Annotated in this window: 25 protein-coding genes and 2 pseudogenes; 15 read left to right on the plus strand and 12 right to left on the minus strand. The window is 68.6% G+C overall.

Going from position 1 to position 25,295, the window contains the following annotated elements:
* Positions 1-2: 2 nt before the first annotated feature.
* Positions 3-1,184 (minus strand): serine hydrolase domain-containing protein, encoded by a 1,182-nt coding sequence (locus AB0M97_RS25230; protein WP_365963255.1) that lies wholly within the window; start codon positions 1,182-1,184, stop codon positions 3-5.
* A gap of 216 nt (positions 1,185-1,400) precedes the next feature.
* On the opposite strand from AB0M97_RS25230, the gene AB0M97_RS25235 reads away from it, so the two are divergent.
* A complete protein-coding gene (locus tag AB0M97_RS25235) occupies positions 1,401-1,676 on the plus strand; it encodes a hypothetical protein (protein ID WP_365963257.1) in 276 nt (91 codons plus the stop codon).
* 321 nt (positions 1,677-1,997) lie between these two features.
* Here AB0M97_RS25235 and AB0M97_RS25240 read toward each other — a convergent pair whose 3' ends face one another.
* From AB0M97_RS25240 to AB0M97_RS25255, 4 genes are all read right to left on the minus strand, one after another.
* Entirely contained in the window at positions 1,998-3,176 is a 1,179-nt protein-coding gene (locus AB0M97_RS25240; RefSeq protein ID WP_365963258.1) for a ParB/RepB/Spo0J family partition protein, read from the minus strand.
* A gap of 59 nt (positions 3,177-3,235) precedes the next feature.
* Positions 3,236-4,486 (minus strand): ParA family protein, encoded by a 1,251-nt coding sequence (locus tag AB0M97_RS25245; RefSeq protein ID WP_365963259.1) that lies wholly within the window; start codon positions 4,484-4,486, stop codon positions 3,236-3,238.
* A gap of 319 nt (positions 4,487-4,805) precedes the next feature.
* Entirely contained in the window at positions 4,806-5,231 is a 426-nt protein-coding gene (locus AB0M97_RS25250; protein WP_365963260.1) for a hypothetical protein, read from the minus strand.
* Positions 5,232-5,279: 48 nt separating this feature from the next.
* Complete coding sequence (locus AB0M97_RS25255) at positions 5,280-5,924, minus strand: hypothetical protein (RefSeq protein WP_365963261.1); 645 nt, start codon at positions 5,922-5,924, stop codon at positions 5,280-5,282.
* A gap of 1,273 nt (positions 5,925-7,197) precedes the next feature.
* Here AB0M97_RS25255 and AB0M97_RS25260 point away from each other — a divergent pair.
* Complete coding sequence (locus tag AB0M97_RS25260; RefSeq protein ID WP_365963262.1) at positions 7,198-7,890, plus strand: hypothetical protein; 693 nt, start codon at positions 7,198-7,200, stop codon at positions 7,888-7,890.
* A gap of 411 nt (positions 7,891-8,301) precedes the next feature.
* On the opposite strand, the gene AB0M97_RS25265 is transcribed toward AB0M97_RS25260, so the two are convergent.
* Both AB0M97_RS25265 and AB0M97_RS25270 read right to left on the minus strand, forming a co-directional pair.
* Positions 8,302-9,237, minus strand: a complete 936-nt coding sequence (locus AB0M97_RS25265; protein ID WP_365963263.1) for an LAETG motif-containing sortase-dependent surface protein — start codon at positions 9,235-9,237, stop codon at positions 8,302-8,304.
* Positions 9,238-9,479: 242 nt separating this feature from the next.
* Positions 9,480-9,568 (minus strand): annotated as a pseudogene (locus AB0M97_RS25270) (SMI1/KNR4 family protein); the annotation flags it as partial.
* A 637-nt stretch (positions 9,569-10,205) separates the two neighbouring features.
* Here AB0M97_RS25270 and AB0M97_RS25275 point away from each other — a divergent pair.
* From AB0M97_RS25275 to AB0M97_RS25295, 5 genes are all read left to right on the plus strand, one after another.
* On the plus strand, positions 10,206-10,445 hold the full coding sequence (locus AB0M97_RS25275) for a hypothetical protein (protein ID WP_365963264.1): 240 nt from the start codon (positions 10,206-10,208) through the stop codon (positions 10,443-10,445).
* Between the two features lie 410 nt (positions 10,446-10,855).
* A complete protein-coding gene (locus AB0M97_RS25280) occupies positions 10,856-11,131 on the plus strand; it encodes a hypothetical protein (protein WP_365963265.1) in 276 nt (91 codons plus the stop codon).
* A 334-nt stretch (positions 11,132-11,465) separates the two neighbouring features.
* The gene (locus AB0M97_RS25285) at positions 11,466-11,759 is read left to right on the plus strand and encodes a hypothetical protein (protein WP_365963266.1); all 294 of its coding nucleotides are present in this window, start codon (positions 11,466-11,468) and stop codon (positions 11,757-11,759) included.
* Positions 11,756-12,943, plus strand: a complete 1,188-nt coding sequence (gene grrM, locus AB0M97_RS25290) for a cyclophane-forming radical SAM/SPASM peptide maturase GrrM/OscB (RefSeq protein ID WP_365963267.1) — start codon at positions 11,756-11,758, stop codon at positions 12,941-12,943. Before AB0M97_RS25285 ends, grrM begins: the two co-directional genes overlap by 4 nt.
* 517 nt (positions 12,944-13,460) lie before the next feature.
* The gene (locus tag AB0M97_RS25295; protein WP_365963308.1) at positions 13,461-13,628 is read left to right on the plus strand and encodes a hypothetical protein; all 168 of its coding nucleotides are present in this window, start codon (positions 13,461-13,463) and stop codon (positions 13,626-13,628) included.
* 56 nt (positions 13,629-13,684) lie between these two features.
* Here AB0M97_RS25295 and AB0M97_RS25300 read toward each other — a convergent pair whose 3' ends face one another.
* Complete coding sequence (locus AB0M97_RS25300; RefSeq protein WP_365963268.1) at positions 13,685-14,065, minus strand: hypothetical protein; 381 nt, start codon at positions 14,063-14,065, stop codon at positions 13,685-13,687.
* An 855-nt stretch (positions 14,066-14,920) separates the two neighbouring features.
* Here AB0M97_RS25300 and AB0M97_RS25305 point away from each other — a divergent pair.
* Positions 14,921-15,103: pseudogene (locus AB0M97_RS25305) on the plus strand (ISKra4 family transposase); the annotation flags it as partial.
* Positions 15,104-15,138: 35 nt separating this feature from the next.
* Here AB0M97_RS25305 and AB0M97_RS25310 read toward each other — a convergent pair.
* Positions 15,139-15,591, minus strand: coding sequence for a nuclear transport factor 2 family protein (locus AB0M97_RS25310; protein WP_365963303.1), 453 nt, complete (start codon positions 15,589-15,591; stop codon positions 15,139-15,141).
* Between the two features lie 73 nt (positions 15,592-15,664).
* Here AB0M97_RS25310 and AB0M97_RS25315 point away from each other — a divergent pair, with 73 nt between their 5' ends.
* Both AB0M97_RS25315 and AB0M97_RS25320 read left to right on the plus strand, forming a co-directional pair.
* On the plus strand, positions 15,665-16,237 hold the full coding sequence (locus AB0M97_RS25315; protein WP_365963269.1) for a hypothetical protein: 573 nt from the start codon (positions 15,665-15,667) through the stop codon (positions 16,235-16,237).
* A 387-nt stretch (positions 16,238-16,624) separates the two neighbouring features.
* Positions 16,625-16,897 carry a hypothetical protein gene (locus tag AB0M97_RS25320; RefSeq protein ID WP_365963270.1) on the plus strand — a complete coding sequence of 91 codons (273 nt, stop codon included), beginning with the start codon at positions 16,625-16,627 and terminating at the stop codon, positions 16,895-16,897.
* 393 nt (positions 16,898-17,290) lie between these two features.
* On the opposite strand, the gene AB0M97_RS25325 is transcribed toward AB0M97_RS25320, so the two are convergent.
* Together AB0M97_RS25325 and AB0M97_RS25330 are read right to left on the minus strand one after the other, a co-directional pair.
* Positions 17,291-18,505, minus strand: a complete 1,215-nt coding sequence (locus AB0M97_RS25325) for a plasmid partitioning protein (protein WP_365963271.1) — start codon at positions 18,503-18,505, stop codon at positions 17,291-17,293.
* A complete protein-coding gene (locus AB0M97_RS25330) occupies positions 18,502-19,656 on the minus strand; it encodes a ParA family protein (RefSeq protein ID WP_365963272.1) in 1,155 nt (384 codons plus the stop codon). Before AB0M97_RS25330 ends, AB0M97_RS25325 begins: the two co-directional genes overlap by 4 nt.
* A 787-nt stretch (positions 19,657-20,443) precedes the next feature.
* On the opposite strand from AB0M97_RS25330, the gene AB0M97_RS25335 reads away from it, so the two are divergent.
* Positions 20,444-20,833: a hypothetical protein gene (locus tag AB0M97_RS25335; protein ID WP_365963273.1), complete on the plus strand. Its 390-nt coding sequence runs from the start codon at positions 20,444-20,446 to the stop codon at positions 20,831-20,833.
* Between the two features lie 346 nt (positions 20,834-21,179).
* Entirely contained in the window at positions 21,180-21,467 is a 288-nt protein-coding gene (locus AB0M97_RS25340) for a zf-HC2 domain-containing protein (RefSeq protein ID WP_365963274.1), read from the plus strand.
* 188 nt (positions 21,468-21,655) lie between these two features.
* Here the strand turns inward: AB0M97_RS25340 and AB0M97_RS25345 are convergent, their stop codons facing one another.
* Positions 21,656-22,264, minus strand: coding sequence for a sigma-70 family RNA polymerase sigma factor (locus AB0M97_RS25345; protein WP_365963275.1), 609 nt, complete (start codon positions 22,262-22,264; stop codon positions 21,656-21,658).
* 258 nt (positions 22,265-22,522) lie between these two features.
* On the opposite strand from AB0M97_RS25345, the gene AB0M97_RS25350 reads away from it, so the two are divergent.
* The 3 genes from AB0M97_RS25350 (at position 22,523) to AB0M97_RS25360 (ending at position 24,930) form a co-directional block, all read left to right on the plus strand.
* Positions 22,523-23,107, plus strand: a complete 585-nt coding sequence (locus AB0M97_RS25350; RefSeq protein WP_365963276.1) for a hypothetical protein — start codon at positions 22,523-22,525, stop codon at positions 23,105-23,107.
* Between the two features lie 283 nt (positions 23,108-23,390).
* A complete protein-coding gene (locus tag AB0M97_RS25355) occupies positions 23,391-23,717 on the plus strand; it encodes a hypothetical protein (protein WP_365963277.1) in 327 nt (108 codons plus the stop codon).
* A 517-nt stretch (positions 23,718-24,234) separates the two neighbouring features.
* Complete coding sequence (locus tag AB0M97_RS25360) at positions 24,235-24,930, plus strand: hypothetical protein (RefSeq protein ID WP_365963278.1); 696 nt, start codon at positions 24,235-24,237, stop codon at positions 24,928-24,930.
* Positions 24,931-25,295: the final 365 nt, after the last annotated feature.

A 25,295-nucleotide genomic window follows, 5' to 3' on the forward strand; every position in this document is an offset into this window, starting at 1 on the left:
GCTCACGGCGTGTCGGGGCCTGTGGCGCACAGGGCGTGGTCGATCAGGGCGCTGGCCGCGTTCTCCTGGTCCAGGATGTGCTCCAGGGTGTCGCCGCGTGCCTCGGACATGGAGACCACGGCGCTTCGCCCGCCGTCGTCGGTGACACCGTTGAGGGTGACGTAGCCGCCGTCCCCGCCCTCATGGCTCCAGTAGGTTCCTCCGCAGCTCAGGGGGCGTTCGACCAGGCCGAGTCCGTAACGGCCGCCGGGCCACATCTGTTGGGTCTTCGCGTTCACGGGGACGGTCTGCTTCATCCTGGCCAGCTGCCCTGCCGGCAGCAGGTGGCCGTCGAGCAGCGCGCGGAAGAAGCGGTTCTCGTCCCGTGTGGTCGTGACCCACGAAAGGATCTCGTGGTCCACCGGTATCTGCTCGGTGACGTCCACCCGGGCACCGGGGCCGAAGAACTGGTAGGCGCGGGCGTGCGGCCGGGGCAGGGTGGGCGAGGTGCCCATCCACCGGGTCCGGTCGAGGCCCAGCTGACGCACGATGCGGTGCTCGATCTCTTCGTGGGCGGGTCGGCCGGTGACCTTCTGGATGGTCATGCCGAGCAGGACGTAACCGGTGTTGGAGTACGCCCAGCCCTCGCCGGGCGCGAAGTCCGGCTCGTGGGCCATGGCGCGGTCGACCAGCTGCCGGGGGTCGTAGACGCGGTGACGCTGCTGGTAGTACTCCTGCGGCGTGGTGTATCCGGGCAGGTCGTCGTGGATGCCGCTGGTGTGCTGGAGCAGGTGGCGGAGGGTGATGCGGCTGCCGTCGTTGCCGTTGCCCCGCACCACTGCGGGCAGCCACTGCTCGACGGTGTCGTCCAGGGACAGCCTGCCCTCGGCCTCCAGCTGGAGGATCACGGTGGCGACCAGTGTCTTGGAGGTGCTGGCCATGCGGAAGTGGCCGTTGGCGGAGACCGGGCGGCCGGTGTCCAGGTCGGCGGTGCCGCTGGTGGCGACCGACTGCCTGCCGTCGGGCCCGATCACGCGGGCCTGCACACCGCTGATGCCGAGGGCCCGGATCGCCTCGGTGTCCCGGCGCAACTGCTCCACCAAGGAGGGACCGGCGGGCTGGGCAACGGCGGGGGCCACCCCGGTGGCGAGCAGCGCAGCGACACCGACAGCGATGGCGAAATGCTTTCGCAGAGTCAGAACCATGGCTGAACGCTAGGTTCGCGCCTCAACGAGACGCGATCCGGAGCGCCCCAGGATCGAAAAGGGGGGTATCCCCCCGGGGCATGGGAGACCTCCGGTGCAACCCGGAGCAGCACCAGGCCCGACAAGGATTGACACACCTGATTTGACGCGAACGGTGCGAATGGGTCAGATGGTGTGAGAGGTGCCACAACCCCCACATGCCACAGGAGGCACACCATGGTCATCAAGAAAATGCACGACATGGGCATACGCAGCGAACACGCCTATATGGCAGGCCTGGCCTCCATCGGCCTCTCCATCGCCACCTGGATGACCAGCCTCAAAGCCGAACCCGTCGGCGGCCTCGCCCGCGCCGACCGCTGGGGCATCTTCGTCGGCGAATGGGCACCCACCTTCTTCGGCCTCGGCCTCGCCCTCTCCCACTACGAACAGCAGGACGGCACCCTCACCGCCACCGTTCACGAACTGCGGGAGCAGAAGCAAGCCAGCTGACGCACACCTGAGCACCCGCCCACCTTGGCGGGCAGCCGCATGGCCCCCCGCAGAGAGCTGGAGGCGCGCCGCACCTCTTGCGGGCGAACTGCTTCAAGGACGGTGGACTCCACCACGGCTGGGCCTGCAAGCGAGAAGGGCGCCGATCCAGCGGCCGGAGTGCCTGCTTCCGACCGCGATTCGGCCTCCTCGGGCCGGGCGGCCCGACACGTACGACTGACACGGCACATGCCCGTGCTCTCCCACGTGTTGCTGGGGAGCACGGGCGGTTGTGCGTTTCAGGACATGCCCAGCGCAGTGCGGCGTGAGGAGGACCTGGGATCAGGACGTCGCGGCGTCCGCCGTGAACCGCTTGATCAGCTCGCGCAGCGCGCCGGGGTCCCGGTTCTCTGCCGTCGCCAGCATTTCCTTCAACAGGTCCATGGCCGGTTCCACGCCCGCCTTGTCCCAGCACTTCGCCGCCATCACCCGCGTGGCCTCCTGGAAGTCCGCGGGCTCCATCTTCAGCTCCAGATGCATGGCCACGTACATCGGGTCGTCGTACGGCAACCTCCGCGGCTGGCCGTCCCCGTGGTCTGCTGAGTCCCGTGCGCCGGCGGCCAGGTCGTGTCGCTGGACAGGTACGGCAGAGGGCGTGGCGCCGGAGGATGAGTCGTCCTGGCGGGCTTCGGGTTTTACCGCGGTAAAGCCCGGTCCGGAGGGAGAGGACTCTGCATGGTCCCGGCTGGGTTTTACCGCGGTAAAACGCGCCGTGGTTCCGTCACCGGCATCGTGACCGGCCTCCTTGGCCTCCGAGGCCGGCTTCCTCCTGCTCCGAGGCTGCCGGGGCTGTGCCTTCTCCGCTTCGCGTTCCGTGACTCGGGCCTGCCACGCGGCCACCTGCTGATCGGCAGGCAGCTGCGCGATCGTCCGGGTCTCCCGTACCGGAAGCTCACCCGTGCTGACGAGCTTCTGCAGTTCGGGCACCAGCTGCAGGAGGTACATCTGCTGGGTGACCCAGCCAGGGGCCTTTCCGTAGTACTCGGCGACCTTCGACTTGCCGCCGAGCTGCTCGACCATCGTCTGGATGCCGAGAGCCCGCTCTATGGGATCGAGGTCCTCACGGTCGTTGTTCTCCGAGAGCACCGCGTCCAGGAACGTCGCCCGGGACGCGGCGACTTCGTCGTCGATGACGACTTCTAGCGTCGACAACCCCGCGGCAAGCGAAGCGCGGTAGCGGCGCTCACCGTTGGCGATGACGTACTTGGCACGGCCAACGCGCTCCTCCTCACCCGCCCACAGGGCCAGGTACGCCTCCCTCGTGACGGCCACAGCAGGCTGCAGCTGCTTCTTCTGCAGCTTCTGGCCGAACTCCAGGAGCTCGGTGTCGTCGAACCGGCGCCGCGGGTTGAACCGCGTCGGGACCAGCTGCTCCAACGGCAGGGTACGAAGACGGCTGTCCGGGGCGCCGGTGGTGGGAGCGCCCGTGACCGCGGCAACAGCCTGTCGGCGCGCGCTCACGCCTCCCTGTGCCCTGCTGAAGGACAGACCGGTTCCCAGCTGGTCGGCTACACGGCCGCTCATGACACCTCCCGGGCGAGCGCACGCATGGTGACGGCCTGCTCCCCGCGCGGAGCGAAGGACAGCAGGGGCTGCTTCACCCTGACCGCCTTGCGCTGGTCGGTCAGGTCACCGATGACGGCGACGACCTTCGGGTCCTTTATGTCCATCCACGCCTTCAGCGAGGACGTCGCGATGAAACCGCGACGCGGGTCGTAGAGGTTGACCACGATGCCGAGGTAGTCGATCTCCACACCCATGTCGGCCCGGAGATCCTCGATCTGGTTGACCAGCAGGTCGTACGCGTCCGCGCTGCTGTCCTCGGCCTGCACCACGATGAGCGGACCGGAGTTGCCCGTGGCCTCGTCCTCACGGCGACGCCCGTAGTAGATCGCGGCGTCCATGCTGAGTCCGAGACTGGGAGGGCAGTCCACGATGATCTCGTCGTAGAGAGGCTCGATCGGTGCGAGCGCACGCTCCAGAGCGGCCTCCCGGAAACGGACCTGCGACAAGGCGACATCGAGCAGGAAGCCGTCCTGGCAGCCGGGCAGCAAGTCCAGGCGCCCGCCGTACCGGGCGTCGTCGATGGGGACGACGAGGTCGCGGATGTCGCCCTTGGCCTGACCCGTCATGTGCTTGCTGAGGCTGTCGATCTCCGTGTCCATGGGGATCTCGTCTTTGCCCAGCTGCTTGGTCAGATGCCGCTGCGGATCGAAGTCCACGAGCAGAGTGCGGCGCCCGAGCCCCGGGAGCTCCTCGATCTCCAGCGGGTCCTCCTCGCGTTCCTCTCCGGCGAGACTGCCCGCGAAGTGCTTGGAGATCCGCACCGGATGCAGGGCCTCGGGGTCCTCTGCGAGCGCTTCACCCAGGCCGGCGGTGACAGCGGTCTTGCCCACCCCGCCCTTCTGGTTGCACACGATGCGCCGCCGCGGGTGCTTGGGGCGCTCAATGGTGGGAGCCGGATTCATCTCCAGCCACAGCTGGACGGACTGAGCGAGCCCTTGGATGAGGGAAACCCGGCGGTCGCCGGCAGTTTCCCGGAAGAGGCTCCACTGGCCCGGCCGGAGGAACGTGGCGAAGGAGTCGGCGCCGGCGGTATCGACGGCCCCAGGAGTGGAGGCCAGGGCGACCCAGGCGTCGATGCCCTGTTCCACAGCGGTCTGGATGTCGATGCCGTGCTGCGCGGCTCTTACCTTCAGGGCCTGCCGGAGCCATCCCGGCAGCTTGGACACGACCTTCTCGCGGTCGCTCGAGGTGGCTGGAGAACTCATGGCAGGCACCTTACTAACGTTGAAGATCATAGTCTGCACCGACACGTTAGAAAGGTGATGCTGAGGGTCCGTCACGGGCTTTACCGCGGTAAAACCCTTGAGGGGACTGCCTGGACGCGGCCCTGGCGCCCACGCTGAAAGAGCCGACATCCGCACGGAGACTGCGCGCGGCGCTCGGCCCCCAAGGTCTGCGGCATCCGCTCTGACGGAGCAGCTCCAGCGCGCTGGCGGCGAGACGGCCGGGTATAGTGCAGTCACCACCTTTTACTCAGGCGTAAGGGCCCCACCGAATCATCGGCGGGGCCCTTACTTTTGGCGGTCAGGCGACCTGGAGGTTGGGCCGGCCGTTCCCTGGGGGCGGGACCGCGCGGTAGGCGGGCAACTTGAGGTTGGGCAGGTCGCCGGCCTTGATGCTGGTGATGGCGGCCCGGAAGGCGGCCTCCATGTCCTGACTGTCGGGGTACTTCGCGGCCAGGGGGTGCAGGCGGTAGGAGTTGCCCTTGCCGCGGCTGCCGTCCTCGTTCTTCGGGCGCAGGACGATGTTCAGCTCGCACAGGGGGGCGATGAGGTTGCTGATCGCCTGCGGGGTGACCCCGTATTCGGTGGCCATGTCCTTCTGCCGGATGGGGAGGTGACCGCCGAAATCGCTGCGGTAGAGCAGGTACTGCAGGAACTTGACCGTGGCCCCGGAGACAGGCAGGGCCCAGATGCGTTCGGACACGACCGGTGACATGACCTCAGCCATCGGTATCCCTTCCTCGTGCAGGCCGAGCAGGCAGTTCGTGGTTCGGTATCACCCTGTCCGCCTTCCTGTTCCATAATGCGGGCCCGTGGTGAGGTCGAGGTCCAGCTCTTCCTGGTGGACGTCGGGGCCGATGCCGTGGGGGAAGGCCTCGGGGTCGTGGTCGTGCTGGACGGCGAGCTTCTCCAGGACGGTGTGCTGGGCGTTGCTGTTGCCGTGGAACCACAGACGGACATTCAGCTGGATCATTCCGTTGCCGAGCTGCTCGACCCATTTGTAGCCGACCAGGGCGCGGATGGCGCGGTTGACGGTGGAGCGGGTGATGCGCTTCCCGCCCTTCTTCCTGGCGACCTCGTTGAGTCCGTCAGTGATCTCCTGCTGGGTGTACCGCGCGATGCCCGTACCGCGTTCCTGGCCTCCGGCTACCCAGAGGAAGACGCACAGCTGGGACTTCGTGATGGAGTTGGCCACGGCAAGCTGGGCCAGGAGCTGGGTGAACCAGTTGGATGCCAGGCTGTAGCCGGCGTCGCCGGCCATGTCGTGGACAGCCGTGTGGTCGGGCTCGTACTCGAAGGAAACGTTCTTGAGCTTCCGGCGGCTGCGGGGGTCGGTGCTCTGGGCGGCTTCGCCGAGTTGCTCTCCGAGGACCTGCAGGATGTCATCGAATCCCGCCTCGCCCGACGCGGCGTCAGGCACGACCCGGGGCCGTCGGCGTTCTGGTGGATCAGCAGTCACAGGACCTCCCTTGATACTCAGGCGATCCAGACCCTAACGCAAAACTCAAGCAGCGCTTGCGTTTTGCTGCGGCGGCACGCCCGAAGGCGCCGCAGAGTGGGCTCACCAGGCAGACGGGAGCAGAGAATCAACCCGAGCTTGACTTTATTGCCCGTCAGGTGCCGAAACTCAACCAACGCTTGATTTCGCGTGTCGCAATAGCGGCACACTTTCCGAAGTCCCGCCCGCCTCTCCGGCCCTCCTCGCCGGCTTGAGCCAAGCCTGTGACCTGCGGCGTTACCGAGCTCGACAGGCGGAGAAAAAAATCAACCACAGGTTGAGTTCAGGGCACGAATGTGTCCGTCACAGCGACATTCTCCACCCGGAAATGTGCTCCCCAGGACACACCAGAACCGACAAACCTGCAGGTCAGCGGCGCGCCGCTGCGCGCGCTTCTTAAAAAAGAGGCCCCTCACCGGAGCTGCACCGACCTGCCCTCATCGGCGGACGGCCATCGCTCTGCCCACCAAGGCCTTCCGCTGACGATGCACGCCGGCCAACCGCCCACCCCTCACTGCCCTCGCCACAGAAAGGCAACCCCTACGGCGGTGCAGCCGGCCCACGGACGAATGGAGGTACCTCAGCCACTCCCCCGCCCCAGCCATGCTCACTGGTCTTGTGGACGTCACGGTCGTCACCACCCGAGACTCGGCACCGCTGCTGCTGTCCACGACCCGCAGGCGCATACGCGTGCCGCACGCGAAGCGAGCCCAGCCGACGACACACCTTGCCCACCGGACAAGAGCCTCGGTCTGCCCATTGCCGAACCCTCTGGGACCGCAACAGGAGAAGACCGCCGGCCCATCGGTGTATGCGTTCGGGTCCATTCCGGCCAGGGAGGGCATCGGAGGGTCAGCTGTGCCGTGGGCGGCGTGAGTCCAGGCCAGCTTGCCTTGGTCGCGTTCCACTCCATGCGGAACTGCGTTGGCAGGACAGCGCGCTTGATGGTGTCGAGCACTGCATCCCGACCCAAGCGGCTCGTGGCCGTCAGTCGCAAAGCCGTGCCGGAGTTTCGCTTCAGTCCCGAGCCTGGCCAAACGCGTAATCGTGATCGTTTGCACAGGTCCCTATAAGCAGTACGAGTTCACCCGTTTTCGTGCACCGGGGCAGACCTGCCGACTGCACACCCCGAGCGCCCACGTACACGAGTAGCCGTACTCATGCGGGATGCAGAGTGCGGGTCGAGACTATGCACATGACCCTCACCTCCATCAGCGCGTCCGCTCACCATGGACGCGTCCTCGCGGTTGCCGCCCTCGCCGCTCTGGTGCTTTCCAGCTGCGGTAACGAAGAGCCGACTGGCAGTGGGTTACGGGGCGGTTCGGACAGGAGCGCCGGCCCCATGGCGAGTGCCACATCGTCGTCACCCGAGCAGGCGGCATTCGCGGCGATGCTCGACAAGGTTGCGCAGCCGTGCTCTTCGACCGACGCGGCGGCGTCGGTACCGGCTGACGAGAACGCTTCGGGCCCGATTGACAAGAGGCCGACCGGTCCGGACGGGGAGCAGAGCCTCGCCCCTGGACAGGCTCCCCCAACCGGGCCGATCGAGCCCGGCGCCCCAACAGGGCCCGGGACGGAGTTGAGCGACCGCGATTGGTGCGCGAGCGTCCAGCACGAACAGCGCATCGTCCAGGCGCTGCAAACGGTCTCGGAGCCCACCCCCGCCGAAGTCCGCAAGACCCTTAACAGCCTCGGCTACATCGACGAACGCATCCACGGCCTCAAGCAGGAGGGAGAGGCCACACGCTTCTACCTTGACCTGCGCGAGAGCGGCGGCCGACTCTGCGAATCGGGTCTGGCTGCGGGCGAGGAAACCAGTGTGACTGTGTGTACAGCCCTCGCCACCGAAGCATTCGCAGTCGATAAGGAGGTAGAAGAGCAGCCTTGAAGGCTGTCCTATCGCCCACACCATTCCCGAACGAACCGACGAGGTCCGCAACCGGGCCCGAAAGGGCAGTCTCGGCGGTCATTCGGACGTTCGACCGCGACGTCTACAGCACCGCAACGTAGAACGGTGCTTCACCGCCTCAAGCAGTGGCACAGCCTCGCCACCCCGTACGGCAAGCCGCACCGTCCTACCAAGCAGCCCTCACCCTCGCACCACACCTGATGTGGGCCTGACCGTTTGACGACAGGGCTCAGGGATGACGCGGCCGAGGCAGCCGGGCAGGCTGGTGCGGCCGAGGGCGGGAGACCGGCGGGAGGATTCTCTCCGGGCTGCTGATGCAGCCGTCCCCCTTCGCACGGCGAGGCCGCCCGCGGTGTGTCCGCGGGCGGCCTCGCCATGTTTGACGGTGGGTCAGGAGCCGGAAGCGCGGCGGCGGCGGGACACCACGACGAAGCCCGCGCCGGCGGCCAGGAGGGCGGCGGCGCCGATGGCGATCGGGGTGGTGGCGCTGCTCGCGCCGGTCTCCGCGAGGTCCTCGTCGCCGTTGCCGCCGTTCGGCGTGGCGGCCGGGGCCTCGGTGGACGGGCTCGACGACTCGGACTCCGCCGGGGCGGAGGCCTCCGGGGACGTCTCCTCGGCCGGGGCCGAGGTCTCGGGGGCCGGGGCGGACGTCGACGGGGCCGGCTCGGAGGCGGACGGGGCGGGCTCCGACGGGGCCGGTGTCTCGGTCGTGCAGTCCTTCGTGCCGCCGTTCCAGGCCGCGATCAGCTTGTCCTTGATGACCGGGCGGTCCGGGCCCTTGGGCAGCTCACCGTGGACGAAGCCGTCGTTGGCGTCCAGCTCGCCGTCGTACTTCACCGCACCGCGGTAGAGGTCGATCTGCGCGAAACAGCCGGCGTCCGGGACCGCGATGTCCAGCGTGTCCACGGCGCCCTGCTTGACCGTCACCGTGTCGAAGTCGACGAAGACCTGCTCGCCGGAGGTGGCGAACGTCGGCCCGTGGGCGAGGTAGGAGGCCAGGGAGGCGGTGCAGGTGGCCGCGTCGGCGGCGGTGCGGACCGTGATGTGCACGTTGCCGTCGGCGGTCGGCTTCAGGTTCTGGTCGTCGACCTTGACCGAGTCGTAGAAGTCCGTCCCGTCGAGGGAGAACTGGCAGCGGTCGGTGGCGGTTTCCGTGCCGGCCCCGGTGCCGGACTGGTACTGGCCGCCGTGCTTCCAGCCGTCGCCGCCCGGCGTGCCGGTCGCCGAGGCGCTCGAGGCGCAGGTGAAGGAGGCGGCGGTGAGGGCGAGGGCCGCGGCGCCCGTCCCCAGCAGGCGGCGCGCGGTGACACGTCTCGCTATGGACATGTGGTTCCCATCTGAAATGTGCATGGGTGCGGGAGGCGGCGAAGGAGCCCCCCAGAAGTGGTCGTCGAAACACTGTGCTCACTGGTCACGTGCAGCACAGCTGAGCACATGTTCGGACGCGCCGAACAGGCTGTCAATTCCTCTGAAACAAACCGCTGATTGCCCCTGACGTTGCGTTACTCCCGCCTGGCCGAGCACGGGCCGGGCGAGAGCGGCATCACACCGTTCTCGTCGGTCAGTCAGACGTGACCGTGTGCGGGCCGGTGACGATCAGGTGCCGGTACATGCCGCAGCCGTCGGTGCCCAGCAGTGGTGAGCCGTGGTCGAACACGGAGTGAATACCGAGCCGAGGCACGATGGTTGTCACCCACGAGCGCGGCCGATCCACCGTCCCGTGGCGTCGAGGCACGGTGGTTGCCGTCGGATCAGCACGCCCGCCATCCGGCAGACTCTGCTGGATGTGCATGCGGGCGCGTACGCGAACGAGATGAGCGACGAGTTCAATCAGCGCTTCCCCTGGTTCGTCGACCACTCAGCAGAGGCAGGCGCCGGACCAGGAGTCGGCACCGCAGGTAGAACTTGCCGCTCCGAAGCCCTCTGCGGACGACTCGTCCGAAAGCATTGAGCCGGGAGCTTCAACGGACCTCGATGCCTCCACGGCCGACGGGGCCGAAGCCGATCAGTCGCCACCTGAAGCTGAGCAGTCCGAGCCGGGATCTGATGGCCGCGAAGAAGAGGACCACCGGGTTGCCCGCGCGGTGCTGGAGGCCAGCGCGCAGGGCCCCGGTGATTCGGTGACGGAGCCGTCTCCGCTCACCTGGAAGGGATCTGGGCGAGCATGAGGGCTGGGAGGGTCGCGTCGGCCACCCTTGTCTGCCACCGGGACACCTGGGAGTTCGTAGCAGCACAGGTGGGCAGCCACCCGCACTTCCAGACCCCCGTCCCTCGAAGAACGCGAGAACGGCCTTGTGGCCGCAGTCCTCTCCGGCCGGTCGCTGGTCGCCATGCTCCTGGCCCTCTACCGCACGGCGAACGTTTCCAAGCGCAGGCCGGACGGCGAGGACGCCGAGGAGCTGATCGCCTACGCCGACTGGGCCATGGCCTCCGAGGTCTACTGCGCGACTGCCCGGGTCCTCAGCAGGGCCCTCTACGAAGAAGGGGATCCCGTCGTGGTGACGATCGACAGCCGGGTTCCCGCCCAGGCCTGATAGTGCCGGGCGCGCGTTCCTGAACGGCCCACCCGGCCGTGACAATTTAGCGGCCCTCACCTCACGCGGTCCTGCACAGCGGAGCTGTCTGCGGGACCGCGGCCGCCGCCCCGGCCTCCCTCGCCGCGCGTTCCGCACGAGCCCGGCGCACGGTCGCGGCGTGGGAGGCCGAGGCGGCGGCGCTGAGCGCACGACTGCCAAGTCGCGCACACACCCGGGCCGCGCTGTCCGCTCTCGTGAACATTCCGCATCACCTGACGGCGCAGACTGCCTCCCAAAAAGACGTACAGGTACTGCTCCTTCTCATGTACCGAGCCAGGTGCAGGAGCGACTGCGGCGCAGTGAATGCCGGGCCGGTGTGCTCCACCGGAGGTGCCGTGTCTGGGCTCCACCAGGCTCGTTGCCCGGGTATGACGATCTTCCATCGCGCTCTCGGCGTTGCCGCCCTGGCTGGTGCCTGCGCCCTCACTTCCGCTGCCCCCGCATCGGCCGACATCGTCGGGGAGAACCTCGCCCTCGCTCAGCTCGCCAGTCAGCAACTCGGCGTGGCCAACGGGAACCAGCAGTCAAGTTCCAACCACGGCAGCAACAACGCAAACAATGCGCAGCAGGCCCTCACTGAAAACCAGCCCATCGAAGTGATCAAAAACATCCCGATCATGAACGGGGTGCTCGCCGCTTTCTGACCCCAGCGGATACGAGCGAGCCCCGGGCCCTTCAGTCCGGGGCTCGCGGACTGTTCGGAGGCGGCTGCTACAGGTCGAACTCGAGGTGCTCCATGTCCGTGAAGCGGACCTCTTCCAGGCTTCCGGCGCGGCGGCCGTCGTCCCGGAAGTACACCTCCTTGAGCGCTTCGGCGCGATCTCCTGGAGCCGGGCGTCGCCGGCGCCGGCCTCCTGGGCCTCGAAGGGGCGGGCGACGTCGACGGCGACCTCAGCGACCACGTCCGGTACGACCAGGCGACGCTCGTACGGCGTAACTCAGCCGCCCCGGGACGGACGGGGCGGCTAGCGTCGAGCCATGGTGGAGAAGAGAACCTATGACGGAACCGGCGAAGGCCCCCGACGGGACTCCGACATCGAGTCCGTCTTCGAGACGATCGAGCAGCTTCACGAGCGGGTCGCGGAACTGCGCCCCGACCTCATCTTCAACATCACCTTCGGCCACCGCCTGAAGGCCCCGGAGCGCCCCGGCAAGGAGCCGACGCCGGACGAGGCCCGGTTCCACGACTACTTCGCCCTGAGCCAGTCGTTCGACAACGTCTTCGCCAAGGCCGGCGACGGCTTCATCGACGTCCACAGCCTCCCGGTGTGAACCGCGCACCGGGAGGCCGCCCGGAGACGGGCCCTGACAGCAGCCAAGAGATCCGGCTGGCGATTCTCCAGCCGACGTCCCTGTGCAACCTCAACTGCGCCTACTGCTACGTCCCCGACCGCAGGAACGCGGCACTGATGTCGGACAAGGTGCTGGAAGCGGCGGCGAGGTTCGTCTTCGAGGCGGCACCGGAGTCCCAGCGGGCGTTCACGATCCTGTGGCACGCGGGTGAGCCGCTGACCGCGAGCCTGGATTTTTACCGCCGGGCCTTCTCGACCTTCGAAGCGGCACGGCCGCGCGAGGCGACGGTGCGCCACTCGTTCCAGACGAACGCCACCCTGGTGACGGACGAATGGAGCAGCTTCCTCGCCTCCCACGAGGTGACCATCGGAGTGAGCATCGACGGCCCACGCGTACTCCACGACGCGAACAGGTCCGGGTGGACCGGCAAGGGATCCTTCACCCGTGCCATGCGGGGCGTCGCCTCCCTCCGCCGCCACGGCTTCGACCCGGCCGCCATCTGCGTACTGACCCCCACCTCGCTCCACCACCCCGACGAGATCTACGACTTCTTCCGCGACGAGGGCTTCCCGTCCGTCGGTTTCAACGTGGAGGAGTCCGAGGGCGACCACGCACGCTCCCGCCACCTGGACCAGGAACGCAGCCACACGCGCCGGAACTACGTCCGCTTCATGCACCGCATCTGGCAGCGCCGGCAGTCGGACGATGGCCGCCTCCGTATCCGCGAGTTCGACCGCGAACTGGCCATGATCCGCGACCTGCGCCGCGACCCGGGCTTCGTGGCCACACCGGACGAGGTGGTGACCTTCGCGAACGTCACCATCCGCCGGGACGGCGGCATCAGTACCTTCGCACCCGAACTCGCCTCCACCACCAGTACGGAGTACGACGACTTCGTCATCGGTAACGTCCTGGTCGACTCCCCCACCGACGTCCTCTCGGGCGCCCGTCTGCACCGCCTGCGCGAGGACCTCGAACAGGGTCGCGACCTGTGCCGCAGCCAGTGCGCCTACTTCCCGGTGTGCGGGGGCGGCTACCCGTCCAACAAACTCGCGGAACACGGCACCCTGGCAGCCGCGGAAACGTCTACGTGCCGCCTGCACAGAATGGCGCTCACGGACGTGGTGATGACGGAACTGACCGCGCTCAACAGCCGCCAATAGAAAGCATGGCGTGTTCCAAGGGCTCCGGCGCTGCGGTGCCGCGCTCACCGTCCCAGTGCTCACGCCCGAGACGATCCGCATCCCCCCTCCGTCGTACTGCACGACCTCGCCGGGCAGGATGAGAAGGCCACCTCCCCGTCCCGCCAGGCTTCCCTCATACGGCGCATCTGGACCGCGGGCCCGCTGGCGCCGGCCACGCCTCGCGTTCGGCGGCGGCCGCGGCTTCGGCGGCGAGCAGCAACTGGGCGAGGAGCTTCCACTCCGCGAGTCCGCTCTGCCGCGGACGTCGTCGGCCAGGTCCGTGTCGTGAGCCTGTCGCGCGAAGAACCGCGCGTCCTCGAGGGCCGCCGCGATGGCGCCGGCGCCCATGCCCTTCGCCCGTCGGGGTACGACGCGGCGGCCGATGCGGGCGGCCGACCGGCTCGCGGGGCGCGGCGACACGCGGGGCGAGCGGACGGCGGGCGGTGCGCGGGGGCGACTAGGGCGTGGTCATCGGCGTGTACGGCGGCCCGCCGGATTGAAAGGGCTCGGCGAGCCGCTGTACACGTGTGTCGACCTCGTGGACGGGGAGGACGGGGAGCCGAGGCTGAGGGAGCTGGAGCTGGTCGAGCCCCATCTGTTCCTGTCGCTGCACACCGGGTCGGTGGCGCGGGTGGCGGAGGCGGTGCTGCGGGCGGCCGGGTAGCGGCCCGCGGAGCGGGGACGGCCGCTCCCGCGGTCGGTGCGGAAGCGGCCGGTGGGTCACCAGCAGCGGGAGCTGACGTTGCCCACCTCGTTGCCCTTGAGCAGGCCGCCCCAGATGTAGTTGTCGTCCGAGAGGTACACCCACTTGTTGTGGGTGTAGCCGTTGGCAGAGACCGTGCCGCCCTCGAGCCAGCACACGGCGGTGAGGTTCTGGTTCGCCGCGACGGTGTAGGCGATGCTGTAGCCCGTCGACGGCCCGATGCGCACATTGCCCTGTACCCAGGTGGTGACCGTCTCGAACTCGGCGCTCACGTTCGTCCGGTCGGCACGCGGGGCTTCCGTCGCGGAGGCCGGAGCCGCCATACCGGCGGCGGCCATCACGCCCACCGCTGCCGTCATCATGATCTTGGTCAGCGGGTGTGAACTCGTCCTGTGCATCTTCTGATCCCCCTGATGGTTCCGGGAGGCCCTGGGCCGGGCGGTGTCCCTCGTGCGGCCAGCGTCGCCCGCAGTGGGGCGCCGTGCGAGCTTCTCGAAAACCCCCGCAACCTTGCCGAGGCCGTCCGCCGCGGAGGCCGGAAACCGACGTTCGGAGAACGACATCCGGCCGGAGGGTGTTGCGCCGGTCGGAGCACGAACGACGCTTCACCTTCACGTCGGAGGTTCCTGTTGACCGGCAGTCGTCTCTTACTGGGTCCGCTGGACGAGGTGCACGTGGAAGCCGGCGATGAAGTGGCTTCGATATCGACCTGCGGGAGTTGCAGGGTCAGGATCGACCTGATGTCTTCTTCGGCTTCTTCCGGGAGATCGGGCGGCGGTTGGGCAAACCGGTGGTCGGACAGGGCGTCGGTCTGCCGTGGTCGGCGGCGCGGTGGTGGAGGTGGTGAGCCCATTGCAGGCGGTGGCGTGCTCTGGCTGCCCGGGCGAGGTCGTTCAGGTCGTCTGGGTGGGTGTGGGCGGCGTGCCAGACGGATGCGGGCGGGCAGAGATGGCGCCGGGTGGTGCAGCCGTGTTGTTCGAGGTAGTCGGCGAGGCGAAGCTGCGGCCCCGCCGACGGGGCTGCGGCTGTGAGGGCGGTAGTGGGGAGTGGGGGGCAGGGGGGTGTTTGCCGTGGACGGGTTTGGCGCGTTCGGCGTAGGCCTGTTCTGCCCAGTCGTCGGTAAGCTGGTCGTGGTCGGTGTCGGTGAGGTAGTCGGGTGCGGCGTCGGTGAGGAAGGTCTGGGGGAGGTGGAGGCCGACGTCGAGACGTCGCGCGTCCATGGCCGCTTCCAGTACCGCTTTGACGGCCGGGCTGTCGCCGTCAGGCGCGCCATCACCGGGTGGCGATGGGGCCTGGTCGGCTCCGGAGCCATCCTCAAACTCCGCGCACTGAAGGACAACGGCGACTTCGAGGAGTACCGGCGACACCACCTCGCCCGCGAACATGAACGCCTCTCCCCCGCCGCCGACCGACACGACCACCACCTCACAGCCTGATCAGCAGGCTCCCTGCAAAAGGGGGCGACACCCGTTCACTTCGTCCGCCCGCCCAACGGCACCCGCCGTGCCACGACCTTGCGGTAACTGATGCGCCAGCCCTGCTCGGTGAGCACAATGATGTCTTCATAGGTCACGCTGCCGCTCGTTCCGTTCCTATTGATTCCGATGCCCTTGGAACGGGCGTGCACCCGGCCGTCGCCTCCCTCCGTGAGGACGATGTTCGTCACGTGATGGCCCACGGGATTCGCGTCGCCCAAGGTAAGTGCCGCCGCTCGGATGGCCTCCACTCCCGTCAGCGGCTCCTGGCCAAAGTCCGTGACGTCGTAGACGACATCGTCGGTAAACAACTCGTCCAGCCGGTCCAACTCTCCCTCGCCGCACAGGTGACCGTGCATCGAGATCAACTCGGAGATGACGATGCGGTCCTCAAGGGAGCCACACCCATGCCCGTTTCCGGACGTTGTCCGTGCATCCCGGCGGACCACTGCCCAGTTCGGCAGACTGACAGGCACAGAGAGCCGTCTTCGCACGCCAACCCGCATTGACCTGGGGGTACTTGTGATCATCCGGCGATTCCTTGATGACGATGGTGAGCTGGCCCAGTACCTCGTCCAGCAGCTCAACACTCCACTGGACTGGCCAGAGGGCGGGGGGCTGAACACTGGGCACGTCGCGAAGATTGCTTCTGCGGCAGCCTGCGACGTCTCGTACAACCAAGCAGCCAACGGCCATCTGGCCGACCTCTTTGCCGCCCTGCCCCTACCGGGCACACCGGAAGGCGATGAGTTCTGGAGCGCCCTGGAGAATGCGGGAGGCACTGCCGCGCTGTACATCGACCCCGGCAACATGGGCGGTCCGTTCTTCGATCGCCTGGTCAGGGGAGACGAGGCGGGCATTGCCGACCGTGTGCTCAGTTTTCTGGCAGAGCTTGACGACCAGCAGCGCGACGCCGTGACCAAGGTGATCGGCGACGCACTGGCCCATGACACGCTCGTAGCAGGTGGCCGCTACCTCGGCCAGTTGTGGCTGCGTGACGCCGAGACCACCGCCTGGCATGTTCTGCTCGCCAGGCGCCGGCCGCACCAGGCAGACGACCGCAAGCGATTCCTCCAGGCATGGGGCAACGCCTGAGCAGTACGACCGTGGCTACGAGGCGAAACGCCCCGGCTCCGGCACCTGCATGTGCCGGAGCCGGGGCGTTTCCCCGGATGGCTACCCGAGCCAGGTGATGTCCAGGACGGACAGGCGGCGCAGGGGGCGGTTCACCCAGTAGGTGGAGGGAGCGCCGGCCGACGGAGGCGTGGCGGACGTCCTCGCCCTCGGGGTCGTCGGCGTTCCACTGCCTGAAGCCCCACGGCTCGGCCGCGGCGGCGACGCCCAAGAGCCCATGCACAAGGTCTGCGCGCAGCTCTGGGACGCACGGCACCCCGGCGAGACCCGGTTTCTTCTCCGACCCGCCCAAGGGCGGCGGGACGACCGACCACGCCTGAACCTCTCCCCTCCACCTAGAGGCCCCTCATGAGCAGCACCCAGCCCGACGTCGACCGCGCCCTCGCCTACCTCGAGCCGTCGGCCTCCCCCTTCTGGCACCGCCACGGCGGCGTGAAGGCCCGCCCGCTCACCCCCGCACAGCAGCGCCGCAACCGCGAGCTCCTCGACCTCGCGCAGCGCTCCCCCCGACCCCGTTCCCCTCGCTCCACCAAGACGTCGGCTACCTGCACCTGCCCACCGGCCCGGACGGCTCCCCCGTCCCGCCCGCCGTGCGACTGGGCGGCGACGAGTTCGCGGTGACCGCCGCCCTGGGCGCCGTGCGGCACCATCCTGAACGCCTTCACCGACCTGGTCGAAGAGGTCCGCGACGTCCTCGGCTCGTCGAGCCTCGGCAACTGGCAGGACGCCAGCGAGGACCTGGACGAGCCCTGCAGCCTGGTTCTTTGCTGGGCTGCAGGGCTGATTGCGCTAGGACCCAGACGCATCAACTCCGCCCCGCCCGGGACCGGAACCTGATGGATCCCAGCGCCAGGTCGCGAATCGAACGGCGCCTGCCTCATTCGACGGTCTTGAGGCATGACCTCGGGGCCGACCGACGGGAGCGTGCACAGAAGCGGCCCTTGCCAGCCGGGCTCAGATCCGGGTGGCGAGGGCCGTTTTCTTTGTCTTGTAGGAGTCCGCTGCTGGCCGTGACTACTGCTCGGGCAGCAGCTCGCGCAGCAGCGCCGCGTACTCGTCGGGGTGGTGCTCCTGCAGGATCCGCATCCAGGCTCGGGCGCCCTGGGCGAAGACATCCGGATCCACCTTCGCGTGGAGGCTGCGGACAACGTCGACGGCTTCGTCGTACGACAGCCGACGCGTCTGCCCACCAGCGCCGGGACTCGCTCCGGTGGATGCCGTGGGAGCATGATCATGCCGTGGCCCGGGGACCGGAGAGGAAGACGCAGACGCAGACGCAGCCGAGTCCTTGCTCGTCCTAGTGGCTGTTTCCGGGGCCGTGGCAGAGGGGGACTGGGCCAGTTTGTTGTCCGCGGACAACAAACTGGGGCTGCTTGCCGTGTCCGCAGCGGTGTGGTCCGGGTTGGCGGGTTTGTTGTCCGCGGACAACAAACCCCCGTCATCGGCGTTCTCGCCCTCTCGCAGCGCGGCCTGCTCCTTGGCCTTGGCCGCTGCCAGCTTCGCGTGCTTCAGGTGTTCCAGGAGCGCCGCCGCATCCAGGCCGGGGTGCTCCCTGAGGTACCGAGCGAGGTACCGGCCGTCACGTTCGGCCAGGGTGTTGGCGCTGAGCATGACCTGGAGTTCTTCAGGCAGTTCCAGCAGTGACAGCTGGTTCGTGACCCAGGACCGGTCCCGCCCCAGTTGCTCCGCTGCCCGTGAGCGGGCGCCTCGAGCTGACTTCTCGGCGCAGACGTCGACAAGCTCTTTCACACCACGAGCCCGCTCGATGACGTCGAAGTCCTCCCGGTCGAGGTTCTCCTTGAGGAGGTGATTGATGAACTGCTCGCGGGAAGCCGCCAAGTCGTCGCGGACAACGAAGTCGAGGGCCTCGAGGCCGACATGAACAGCACTTCGGAACCGGCGCTCACCGTTGACCAGGACGTGGTGAGCAGACCCGATCCGGCTCTCATGGGTGGGCCACAACGCCAGGTAGGCGTCACGGGTGACGGCGACGCATGCGGCGAGCTGAGCCTGTCGGAGTTCCTCGCCGAACCGGGTCAGTTCCTCATCGCTGCCGAAGTTCCGCCGGGGATTCAACGGAGTCGGAGAGACTTCGTCCAGCCGAAGCCGTACGAGTTCGTAGGCCGGCGCGTCGCCCTGAGCGACAGCCTTGGCCCGCCCGCGCGCGCTCCGGCCGCGAGGGACCTGGCTGAACGACGATCCGGTGCCCAGCTTGTCGGCGATGCTCATGCGCTGATCCTCCTGGCGACCGTCCGCATGACGTCAGCCTGGTCCCCGTACGGCGCGTGTACCAGCAGCGGTTTCTTCACGCGCACGGCCTCACGTTGGTCCTTCAGCTCGGGCACGACAGCGAGCACCGGGGGGTCACCGATGTTGTTCCACTCATCGAGCGACGAGGTGGCGACGTAGCCCTTGCGGCTGTCGTACATGTTGACCACGAACCCCAGCAGGGCGATGTCGACCTCCATGTCCTCGATGAGGTCCTGGATCTGGTCGTACAGCATGTCGTACGCGTCGGCGGACGAGTCCTCGGCCAGAACCGGCACCACAATCCCGGACGTGCCGGGGTCTTCGCCGTCACGTGTCCGGGCGTAGTACAGCGCCGTGTCCATCGAGTAGCCCAGGCTCGGGGGGCAGTCGACGATGATGTAGTCGAAGTCCTGCTCCAAGGACTCCAACGCCTTCTCGAGCGCCGTCTCCTTGATCCGGACTGCTTTCGTGGTGGCCAGCTTCGCGTCGAGCAGGAACGCGTCCTTGCACGCGGGGAGCAGCCACAGATGCTCCTCGAAGTCTCCGCCCTTTATCGGGACCAGCAGCTCGCCCAGATCTCCCTTGGCCTCCTTCAGCATGTGCTTGGCCAGGCTCGCATCGTCGATGTCGAACATGGGGTAGCCCAGTTGCTTGGTGAGGTGTCCCTGCGGGTCGAAGTCGATGAGCAGCGTCCGGTTCCCGGACTCCGCGAGGGCCTGGGCCACGCCGGCGGACACCGACGTCTTGCCCACCCCGCCCTTCTGGTTGCCGAAAATGATCCGCCGGGCCCCGGTTACACGCGGTGCCTTCGGCCGGGGGGACGGATTGCTGTCGAGCCACAGCCGGATCGACTGGGCGATGCCCTGGTTGTACGAGAGGGAGCGACGCTTGCAGTCGTCCTTGAGCTTGCCGTACAGCCCGGCAGGGAGATAAGTAGCGAACGACGATCCACCGCTGGTGTCAACAACGGGGTGGGTCTTCGTCTTTCGCCACGCCTCAACGCCTTCGGTCACAGCGTCCTGGATGTCCTTGCCGAGTTCTGCGGCCCGGACCTTGAGCTCCTTGCGCAGCCCAGCAGGCAGCTTGGCTACTACCTTTTCCCGATCGCTCGGGTCATATGGCACGGTCATGGCGCTACCTTACTTGCCTGCATCCTGTCGGATGAGGGACCAAGAGTTGTGTGTTGTCCTGCGGTTTGTTGTCCGCGGACAACAAACCGCAGAAGGAGAGCGCAGGAGTGGCCGACCTCCTGGACGCAGGTGCCCGGCGTTGAAGGCCTGGTGATCCGGGGGAGTGGGCAGCGTTGTCTGCCGGGAGCCCGCGCGCTGCACAAGATGCGCCGCCGGAACACCACCCGAGGAGTAGTTCACGGCGAGCCACGTTGTCTCAGGGCGGACCACATCTGCACAGCGGTCCGCCGAGGGCGGACCGCCAAGGGCCGGGCGCCCTGCGGGCGCACCGTCCGGCCCCTGGTCAACGGCCCTGCGCCTGCGGCGCAAGCGGGGCCGCCGAGCCCCCGGCCGCGCCGCGCGGCCTCCTGGACACCGCCACGGAACAGCACTACCGAAGAGCGGAGTCCTCCCATGCATCCGATCTTCTGCCTCCACTGCCGCCACCCCTACCGCGCCCGCCCCGACGGACATTTCGCCTGCCCCTGCGGACGCGTCATCACAGCCGCGGACATCGACCTGGATTGCGGAGAAGTCCGGCTCGCGTTCCTGGCTGCCCTTGGGCGGACCGCTCTCTCAGCGCCCGTTTCCGAGCTCTGCATCATCAGGGGAGCCATGGCAGTCCATCGGCTACTCATCCCCGAAGGTGGCTTGACCCTGTCCACCACTGGCCTGTGTGGCTGTCGCAAGCCGGTCTGTCCATTTATTGTGTCCGCGCTGTGATTCACCGAGGCAGGGAGACAACACCGTGGTCGCGTCAGTGTTACGTCAGCAGTCCGAATCGACCCCGCGCGAGATCCATCGTCCCCGGCGGATGGCGCGGCGTGCCGTTCTCGGAGGCTCTCTCACCGCCGTACTCACGGCGCTGATGCTCGCCGTCACCCAGTCCGCTGCCTACGCCGGCGGCCCCTACCGGTGGGCGCAATACAGTGACGTCGGTAAGCGCCTGACCGTGTGCGCTCAGACGCTCGATGTCCGCAGCTCCTACGGTGGCACGCCGTTCGCCCAGCTCATCAGTGGACAGACGTTCACCGTGTACCAGAACTACGCGGAGTTCGGCAGCGAGTACGTGCGCGGCTTCGCCTGGGGCAACGTCAACGCGGAGGGATACGTGCAGAACGGATGGTTCTGCTGGTGAACCCCTGCCCAACCGGGACCGGGAGCAAGGTCGGCCGAGACCGGAATTGATAGTGCCCATTCCAGGCCGGCGGCCCTTGACCTGCTGATGTGCGGTTCGGGTACAGGCACTCAGCGACGGAAGCGACGGAAGCGACTGAGGCTCCCACACGGCCAAACGGTCAACCTTCACGACGGGTTCACCCTGGTCGGCCGGTAACGGGCCCGTCGTTTCACCACCGGCGTCATCGTCCACCGACCGGGCCGGCTTGAAGCGATAAGGCCGGGGGAGAATGCAAGGGTTGCCGCTGCTGTGACGCGCGCCAGTGCGTCGTCACGTCCCTCACCGGGAGGCGCCTGTGGACTGCGTGCCTGCACGCCATGCTCTTGGGGCCCGCCTGTTCGGCGCCTTGGACGGCACCGACCGTTCGGCTCTGGACGAGCACCTGAGCGCTTGCGGTCCCTGCCGGGCCGACTACGGCGAACTGGGTGCTGTGCTGCCGCTGCTCGACCTGGTGGACCCCGGCGAACTCGACGGCGTGCCCGCACCGGACCCGCGGCGCGCGATCGCGGCGGTGCGTACGGCGGCGGGGGAGGCCCGTCCGACGCGCTGGTCCGGGCATACCGCGGGGGTCCGGTCCGTCCGGGACTCGTGAGGCCGGGCCCGGCGGCGGCCAGGGCGTCGCGGCGCGGAGTGGACCGCTGGGGGTCACCGCTTGTCCGCACGCAGAAAGGTCCCTACCGGGGTGTCCGGCGCGGGCCGTGGCGAGGGGACGCGGTGCCCCAGTCGGCCAGTCCGGTCAGCGCCGGTCGACCCCGGTCAGGTGGCTCGCGGGCCTGCGGCTCACGGGGTGACGCCGCGGTCGTGGAGGGCTTTCTTCAGGGCGCGCAGGGCGTAGTAGGAGCGGGACTTGACGGTGCCCGGGGGGATGCCGAGATGGTCCGCGACCTGGGCGACGCTGCACTCGAGGTAGTACATGAGCTTGATGATGTCGCGGTGCTGCTCGGTGAGGTCCTCGAAGGCCTCGAGGACGGTGTGGCTGGTCAGGAATCGTTCGATGGTGCCGTCCTGGCAGGGGTCGGTCCGCAGCACGTCGAGGGAGGAGTTCTCGGGAGGGCGGATGCTGCGGGCGCGACGGTGGTCGATGACGAGGTTCTTGACGACGGTGAACATCCAGGGGCGGGCTTCGGTGACGTTCAGGCCGAGGGTGGTGGAGCGTTTCCAGGCGCGCAGGGCGGCTTCCTGGAGGATGTCCTCGGCCCGGTGCCAGTCGCCGCCCAGGAGGCGGGCGGCGTAGCGCAGCAGCAGAGCGCCGTGCTCGGCGTAGATCCGCCGGACGAACTCCTCGCCGCTGGTGCTGCTTTCGTCGGCGCGAGGGCCGCTGGTGCTACCGGTGGGGGTGCATGTGCCGGGACCGCTCGGGCCGGGCACAAGGTCCGTGGTCCGCCTCATGAGGTGGCGTCCTCATCCTTGATCAGTGTGTTTCTGTGGCGGGTTCACACTGGAGGCACGGACTTGATCGAATCTTGCTGAATCCTTGCCGGAGCCGGTTTTCATGTGCACGGGCCTGGATGCCGGCCGTCATACTCCCCGCGCCGACGCTGTTCTAATCCGACGATCGGCAGAGTGCCGAACCGCTGTCCCCTCTCCCACGTAGGGAGCGTCGTACCGCGTCCATCAGCACGCGGATGACGAGCCAGGGAGACCTGAATGACGAAACTGCGTGCCGGTGCGGCCGCGCTGGCTACCGCCGCCGTTCTCCTGTCCTCGGCGTGCACCGTGGGCGGAAACGACACCATCACGCCGAAGGCCGGACCAGGTGCGTCCGCCTCGCAGCGTACGGATCCGGCGGCCGGCACCGCGCAGAAAAGGACCCGGGCCGGCCGGCTCGGTCTGGCCGCCGACCCCAAGCTGGGACCGATCGTCACCGACGGCAAGGGCTTTACCCTGTACCGCTTCGCCCGGGACACGGCGAAGCCCGCCCGGTCGGCGTGCCAGGGTGAGTGTGCCGAGCTGTGGACGCCCGTTCCCGCCGAGGGCGCGTCCCTGCCGCCGGGTGTCGACGCGCAGGTGCTGGGCTCCCTGAAGCGGTCCGACGGCACCGAGCAGCTTACGGTGGCCGGTGTTCCTGTCTACTGGCATGGACAGGACACCGAGCCCGGCCAGGTCAAGGGCCATGGAGTGGACGGTGCCTGGTTCGCGACGCTTCCGGAGCAGGGCCTCGAACGCCTTCAGGACCTGCTCGCGGGCACCGGCGCCACCGGCACGCCCGCTCTCGGCACCCCTGCCCCCTGACCGCCGCGCCCCGGACGGTCCGGGGCAGGCCGGTCACGGCCTTGTGACAGTGGCGAAGCGCCCTGCGCCGCGGTGGTGGCCCCCGGAAGAACCCGTCACGGGCGACGCGGGCTTCGGCACCGGTGGTCCTGGGCAGGGGAACGGGCTTCGCGGCCTTCACACGAGGTGACTTCTGCAGCGGAGCCGGTGCACCGGCCCGTCGTCCGCAGGATCGGCACGCCGCTGGCCCAGACGCCCGGCCCTTTCCACGAAGCAGCCCCCACACGGCGGAAAGCGACCCCCGATGAACATCGACCTCACTGCTCTGATGATCGCGACCGTCGTGGTCGCCGTCGGCTGCACTCTTCTGGCCCGACGCCAATGGTCCGGCCCATGGTGGCTGGTGGTGATCGGCACCGTGGTGGCCTTTCCCTTCTCCCGCACACTCATGGCCCGCGCCGAGGACGCTCCGGATGGCTGGCTCCGCTCGGCCTTCCAGGTGTCCTGCGGTCTGCTCGTGGCCGTTCTGATCGCTCCCCTGTACCACCGGTTCCGGCGGTCGGCCGCCGAGAAGGCCCGCCGGGGGACCGGCGGGCACGCAGAGGTCGTCCCCCCTCCCGCCGACCGGTGACGGCGTTGACCGGTGAGCGTTGTGCCGCCGTCCCGCCCGCGGAGTCACGCCACTCGGCCGGTGCGGTTGCCGACGCTGCGCTGCGGCAGGCCACCGGCGGGGCCACGGCCGCCCACCGCACGACGTGAACGGTGGACCGCGGCCCCCCGACTGGCCGTTGCGGGGACGAGTCCACTGCGCGGCACAGACGGCGACGTGTCGTGTGGGCCCGCCGACCAGGCCGTCAGCCGGGTCCGGCGCGGGCGGCCGGCGGACGGCCGGGGCCGCCACCCCGAGGACCGCACCGCCCGGCACGCGGCCGAGTGCCGGGTGCACCGGCTCGAACGCAACCGGACACCTCAGGGAGGCCGACGGTGACATCCAGCGGAACCGCCGCCGACCCGTCGGCCCGACAGCACATCCGGCGGCTGCCCACGCGGGGCCCCACGGGTTGGGGGCGGACCAAGTGAACCGGCAAGTAACGCGGCACGTAGCAACAGGAGGAGCGCGGGGGGTCCGACAGGCTCAGGAAGTGGTCATGGATTGTGAGCAGGTGAGGTTCGATCTCGCGGTGGAGGCGCTGACCGGGGGGCGTGAGCCGGTGAATGCGACAGGTGACGCGCATCTGGCGCGCTGCGCGTCGTGCCGGCTGGAGCGAGAGGAGTTGCGCGGTCTGGTCGGGATGCTGGCGGACATCGTGCCGCGGGATCGGGGCAGCGCTCCCGTGCCCGACCCCGAGGGGGCGGTCTCAGCGGTGCGCGAGCGGACACCCGTGCCGCCGGGAGGGGGCACGGGCGGAGCCGGCAAGGTCCCTGCGAGTCCCTGGCCGTTGTCCCACACCGCTCTCGCCCTCGGCACCGCGTTCGTGTCGGGACTGCTGGTCGGTGACCGTCTGGCGACCACCGAGACCAGGAACGACGCGGCTGAGCCTCCCCCCGAGGCGGTACGCACGGTGTCGGTCACCGGCGCCGAAGCCGCCGCCGAAGTGCACGCGCGGCCCTGGGGCAGCGAGATCACACTGTCCCTGGCAGAGCTGAGCGGTCCGCGGCGGTGCCGCCTCGTCGCCGTCTCCTGGTCCGGACGGCGCGAAGCGGTGGGCAACTGGTATGTGCCGGGGGGCAGATACGCGGTGCCCGGCCACCGCGACCGGCTGACGCTGACCGGCAGCAGTTCCCTCGCCGTCGACGAGATCGCCGCGCTGGAGGTGGAGACGGCAGTGGACTGCGACAGATGACGTCCCCGGCGCACCACCTGCCTCGGGGCCGCGCCCGGTGAACCGAAAAGCGGCCCCGGTCGTGCGGGCTGGTCACAGCGTCCTGGTGGGTGCCGGGATCGCCGGAGCGGCCACCGCAGTCGGCGTGCGCGGCCCGTCCCGCCGGCGGCACGCTTCAGGGCGTGGCAGTCACCGGGGGAGGGGACTGGAGCGGGCCATGCCGGTAGGGGGTCTGTGGCACGGCCCGCTCCGTTGATCCGGAGCGCCACCGCGAGATGGGCGACTTCGCGGGGGGAAGCGAGACGCGCCCGCCCCGAAAGTGACGCCGGGATCCATCAGTGACTCGGTAGGTCGCTGGAGGGCGCCCCTGTCTTGTGTCGCCCGAA

This window comes from Streptomyces sp. NPDC051207 (assembly GCF_040682395.1).
Classification (GTDB): Bacteria; Actinomycetota; Actinomycetes; order Streptomycetales; family Streptomycetaceae; genus Streptomyces.

What these genes read in the sequence shown, in the direction of transcription:
- AB0M97_RS25325 (WP_365963271.1), bottom strand. Translation starts at nt 18,505, where the DNA reads ATGAGCATCGCCGACAAGCTGGGCACCGGATCGTCGTTCAGCCAGGTC.
- AB0M97_RS25230 (WP_365963255.1), bottom strand. Translation starts at nt 1,184, where the DNA reads ATGGTTCTGACTCTGCGAAAGCATTTCGCCATCGCTGTCGGTGTCGCT.
- AB0M97_RS25350 (WP_365963276.1), top strand. Translation starts at nt 22,523, where the DNA reads ATGACGAAACTGCGTGCCGGTGCGGCCGCGCTGGCTACCGCCGCCGTT.
- AB0M97_RS25300 (WP_365963268.1), bottom strand. Translation starts at nt 14,065, where the DNA reads ATGCACAGGACGAGTTCACACCCGCTGACCAAGATCATGATGACGGCA.
- AB0M97_RS25345 (WP_365963275.1), bottom strand. Translation starts at nt 22,264, where the DNA reads ATGAGGCGGACCACGGACCTTGTGCCCGGCCCGAGCGGTCCCGGCACA.
- AB0M97_RS25330 (WP_365963272.1), bottom strand. Translation starts at nt 19,656, where the DNA reads ATGACCGTGCCATATGACCCGAGCGATCGGGAAAAGGTAGTAGCCAAG.
- AB0M97_RS25320 (WP_365963270.1), top strand. Translation starts at nt 16,625, where the DNA reads ATGAGCAGCACCCAGCCCGACGTCGACCGCGCCCTCGCCTACCTCGAG.
- AB0M97_RS25245 (WP_365963259.1), bottom strand. Translation starts at nt 4,486, where the DNA reads ATGAGTTCTCCAGCCACCTCGAGCGACCGCGAGAAGGTCGTGTCCAAG.
- AB0M97_RS25285 (WP_365963266.1), top strand. Translation starts at nt 11,466, where the DNA reads ATGGTGGAGAAGAGAACCTATGACGGAACCGGCGAAGGCCCCCGACGG.
- AB0M97_RS25265 (WP_365963263.1), bottom strand. Translation starts at nt 9,237, where the DNA reads ATGTCCATAGCGAGACGTGTCACCGCGCGCCGCCTGCTGGGGACGGGC.
- AB0M97_RS25280 (WP_365963265.1), top strand. Translation starts at nt 10,856, where the DNA reads ATGACGATCTTCCATCGCGCTCTCGGCGTTGCCGCCCTGGCTGGTGCC.
- AB0M97_RS25260 (WP_365963262.1), top strand. Translation starts at nt 7,198, where the DNA reads ATGACCCTCACCTCCATCAGCGCGTCCGCTCACCATGGACGCGTCCTC.
- AB0M97_RS25355 (WP_365963277.1), top strand. Translation starts at nt 23,391, where the DNA reads ATGAACATCGACCTCACTGCTCTGATGATCGCGACCGTCGTGGTCGCC.
- AB0M97_RS25360 (WP_365963278.1), top strand. Translation starts at nt 24,235, where the DNA reads ATGGATTGTGAGCAGGTGAGGTTCGATCTCGCGGTGGAGGCGCTGACC.
- AB0M97_RS25235 (WP_365963257.1), top strand. Translation starts at nt 1,401, where the DNA reads ATGGTCATCAAGAAAATGCACGACATGGGCATACGCAGCGAACACGCC.
- AB0M97_RS25250 (WP_365963260.1), bottom strand. Translation starts at nt 5,231, where the DNA reads ATGGCTGAGGTCATGTCACCGGTCGTGTCCGAACGCATCTGGGCCCTG.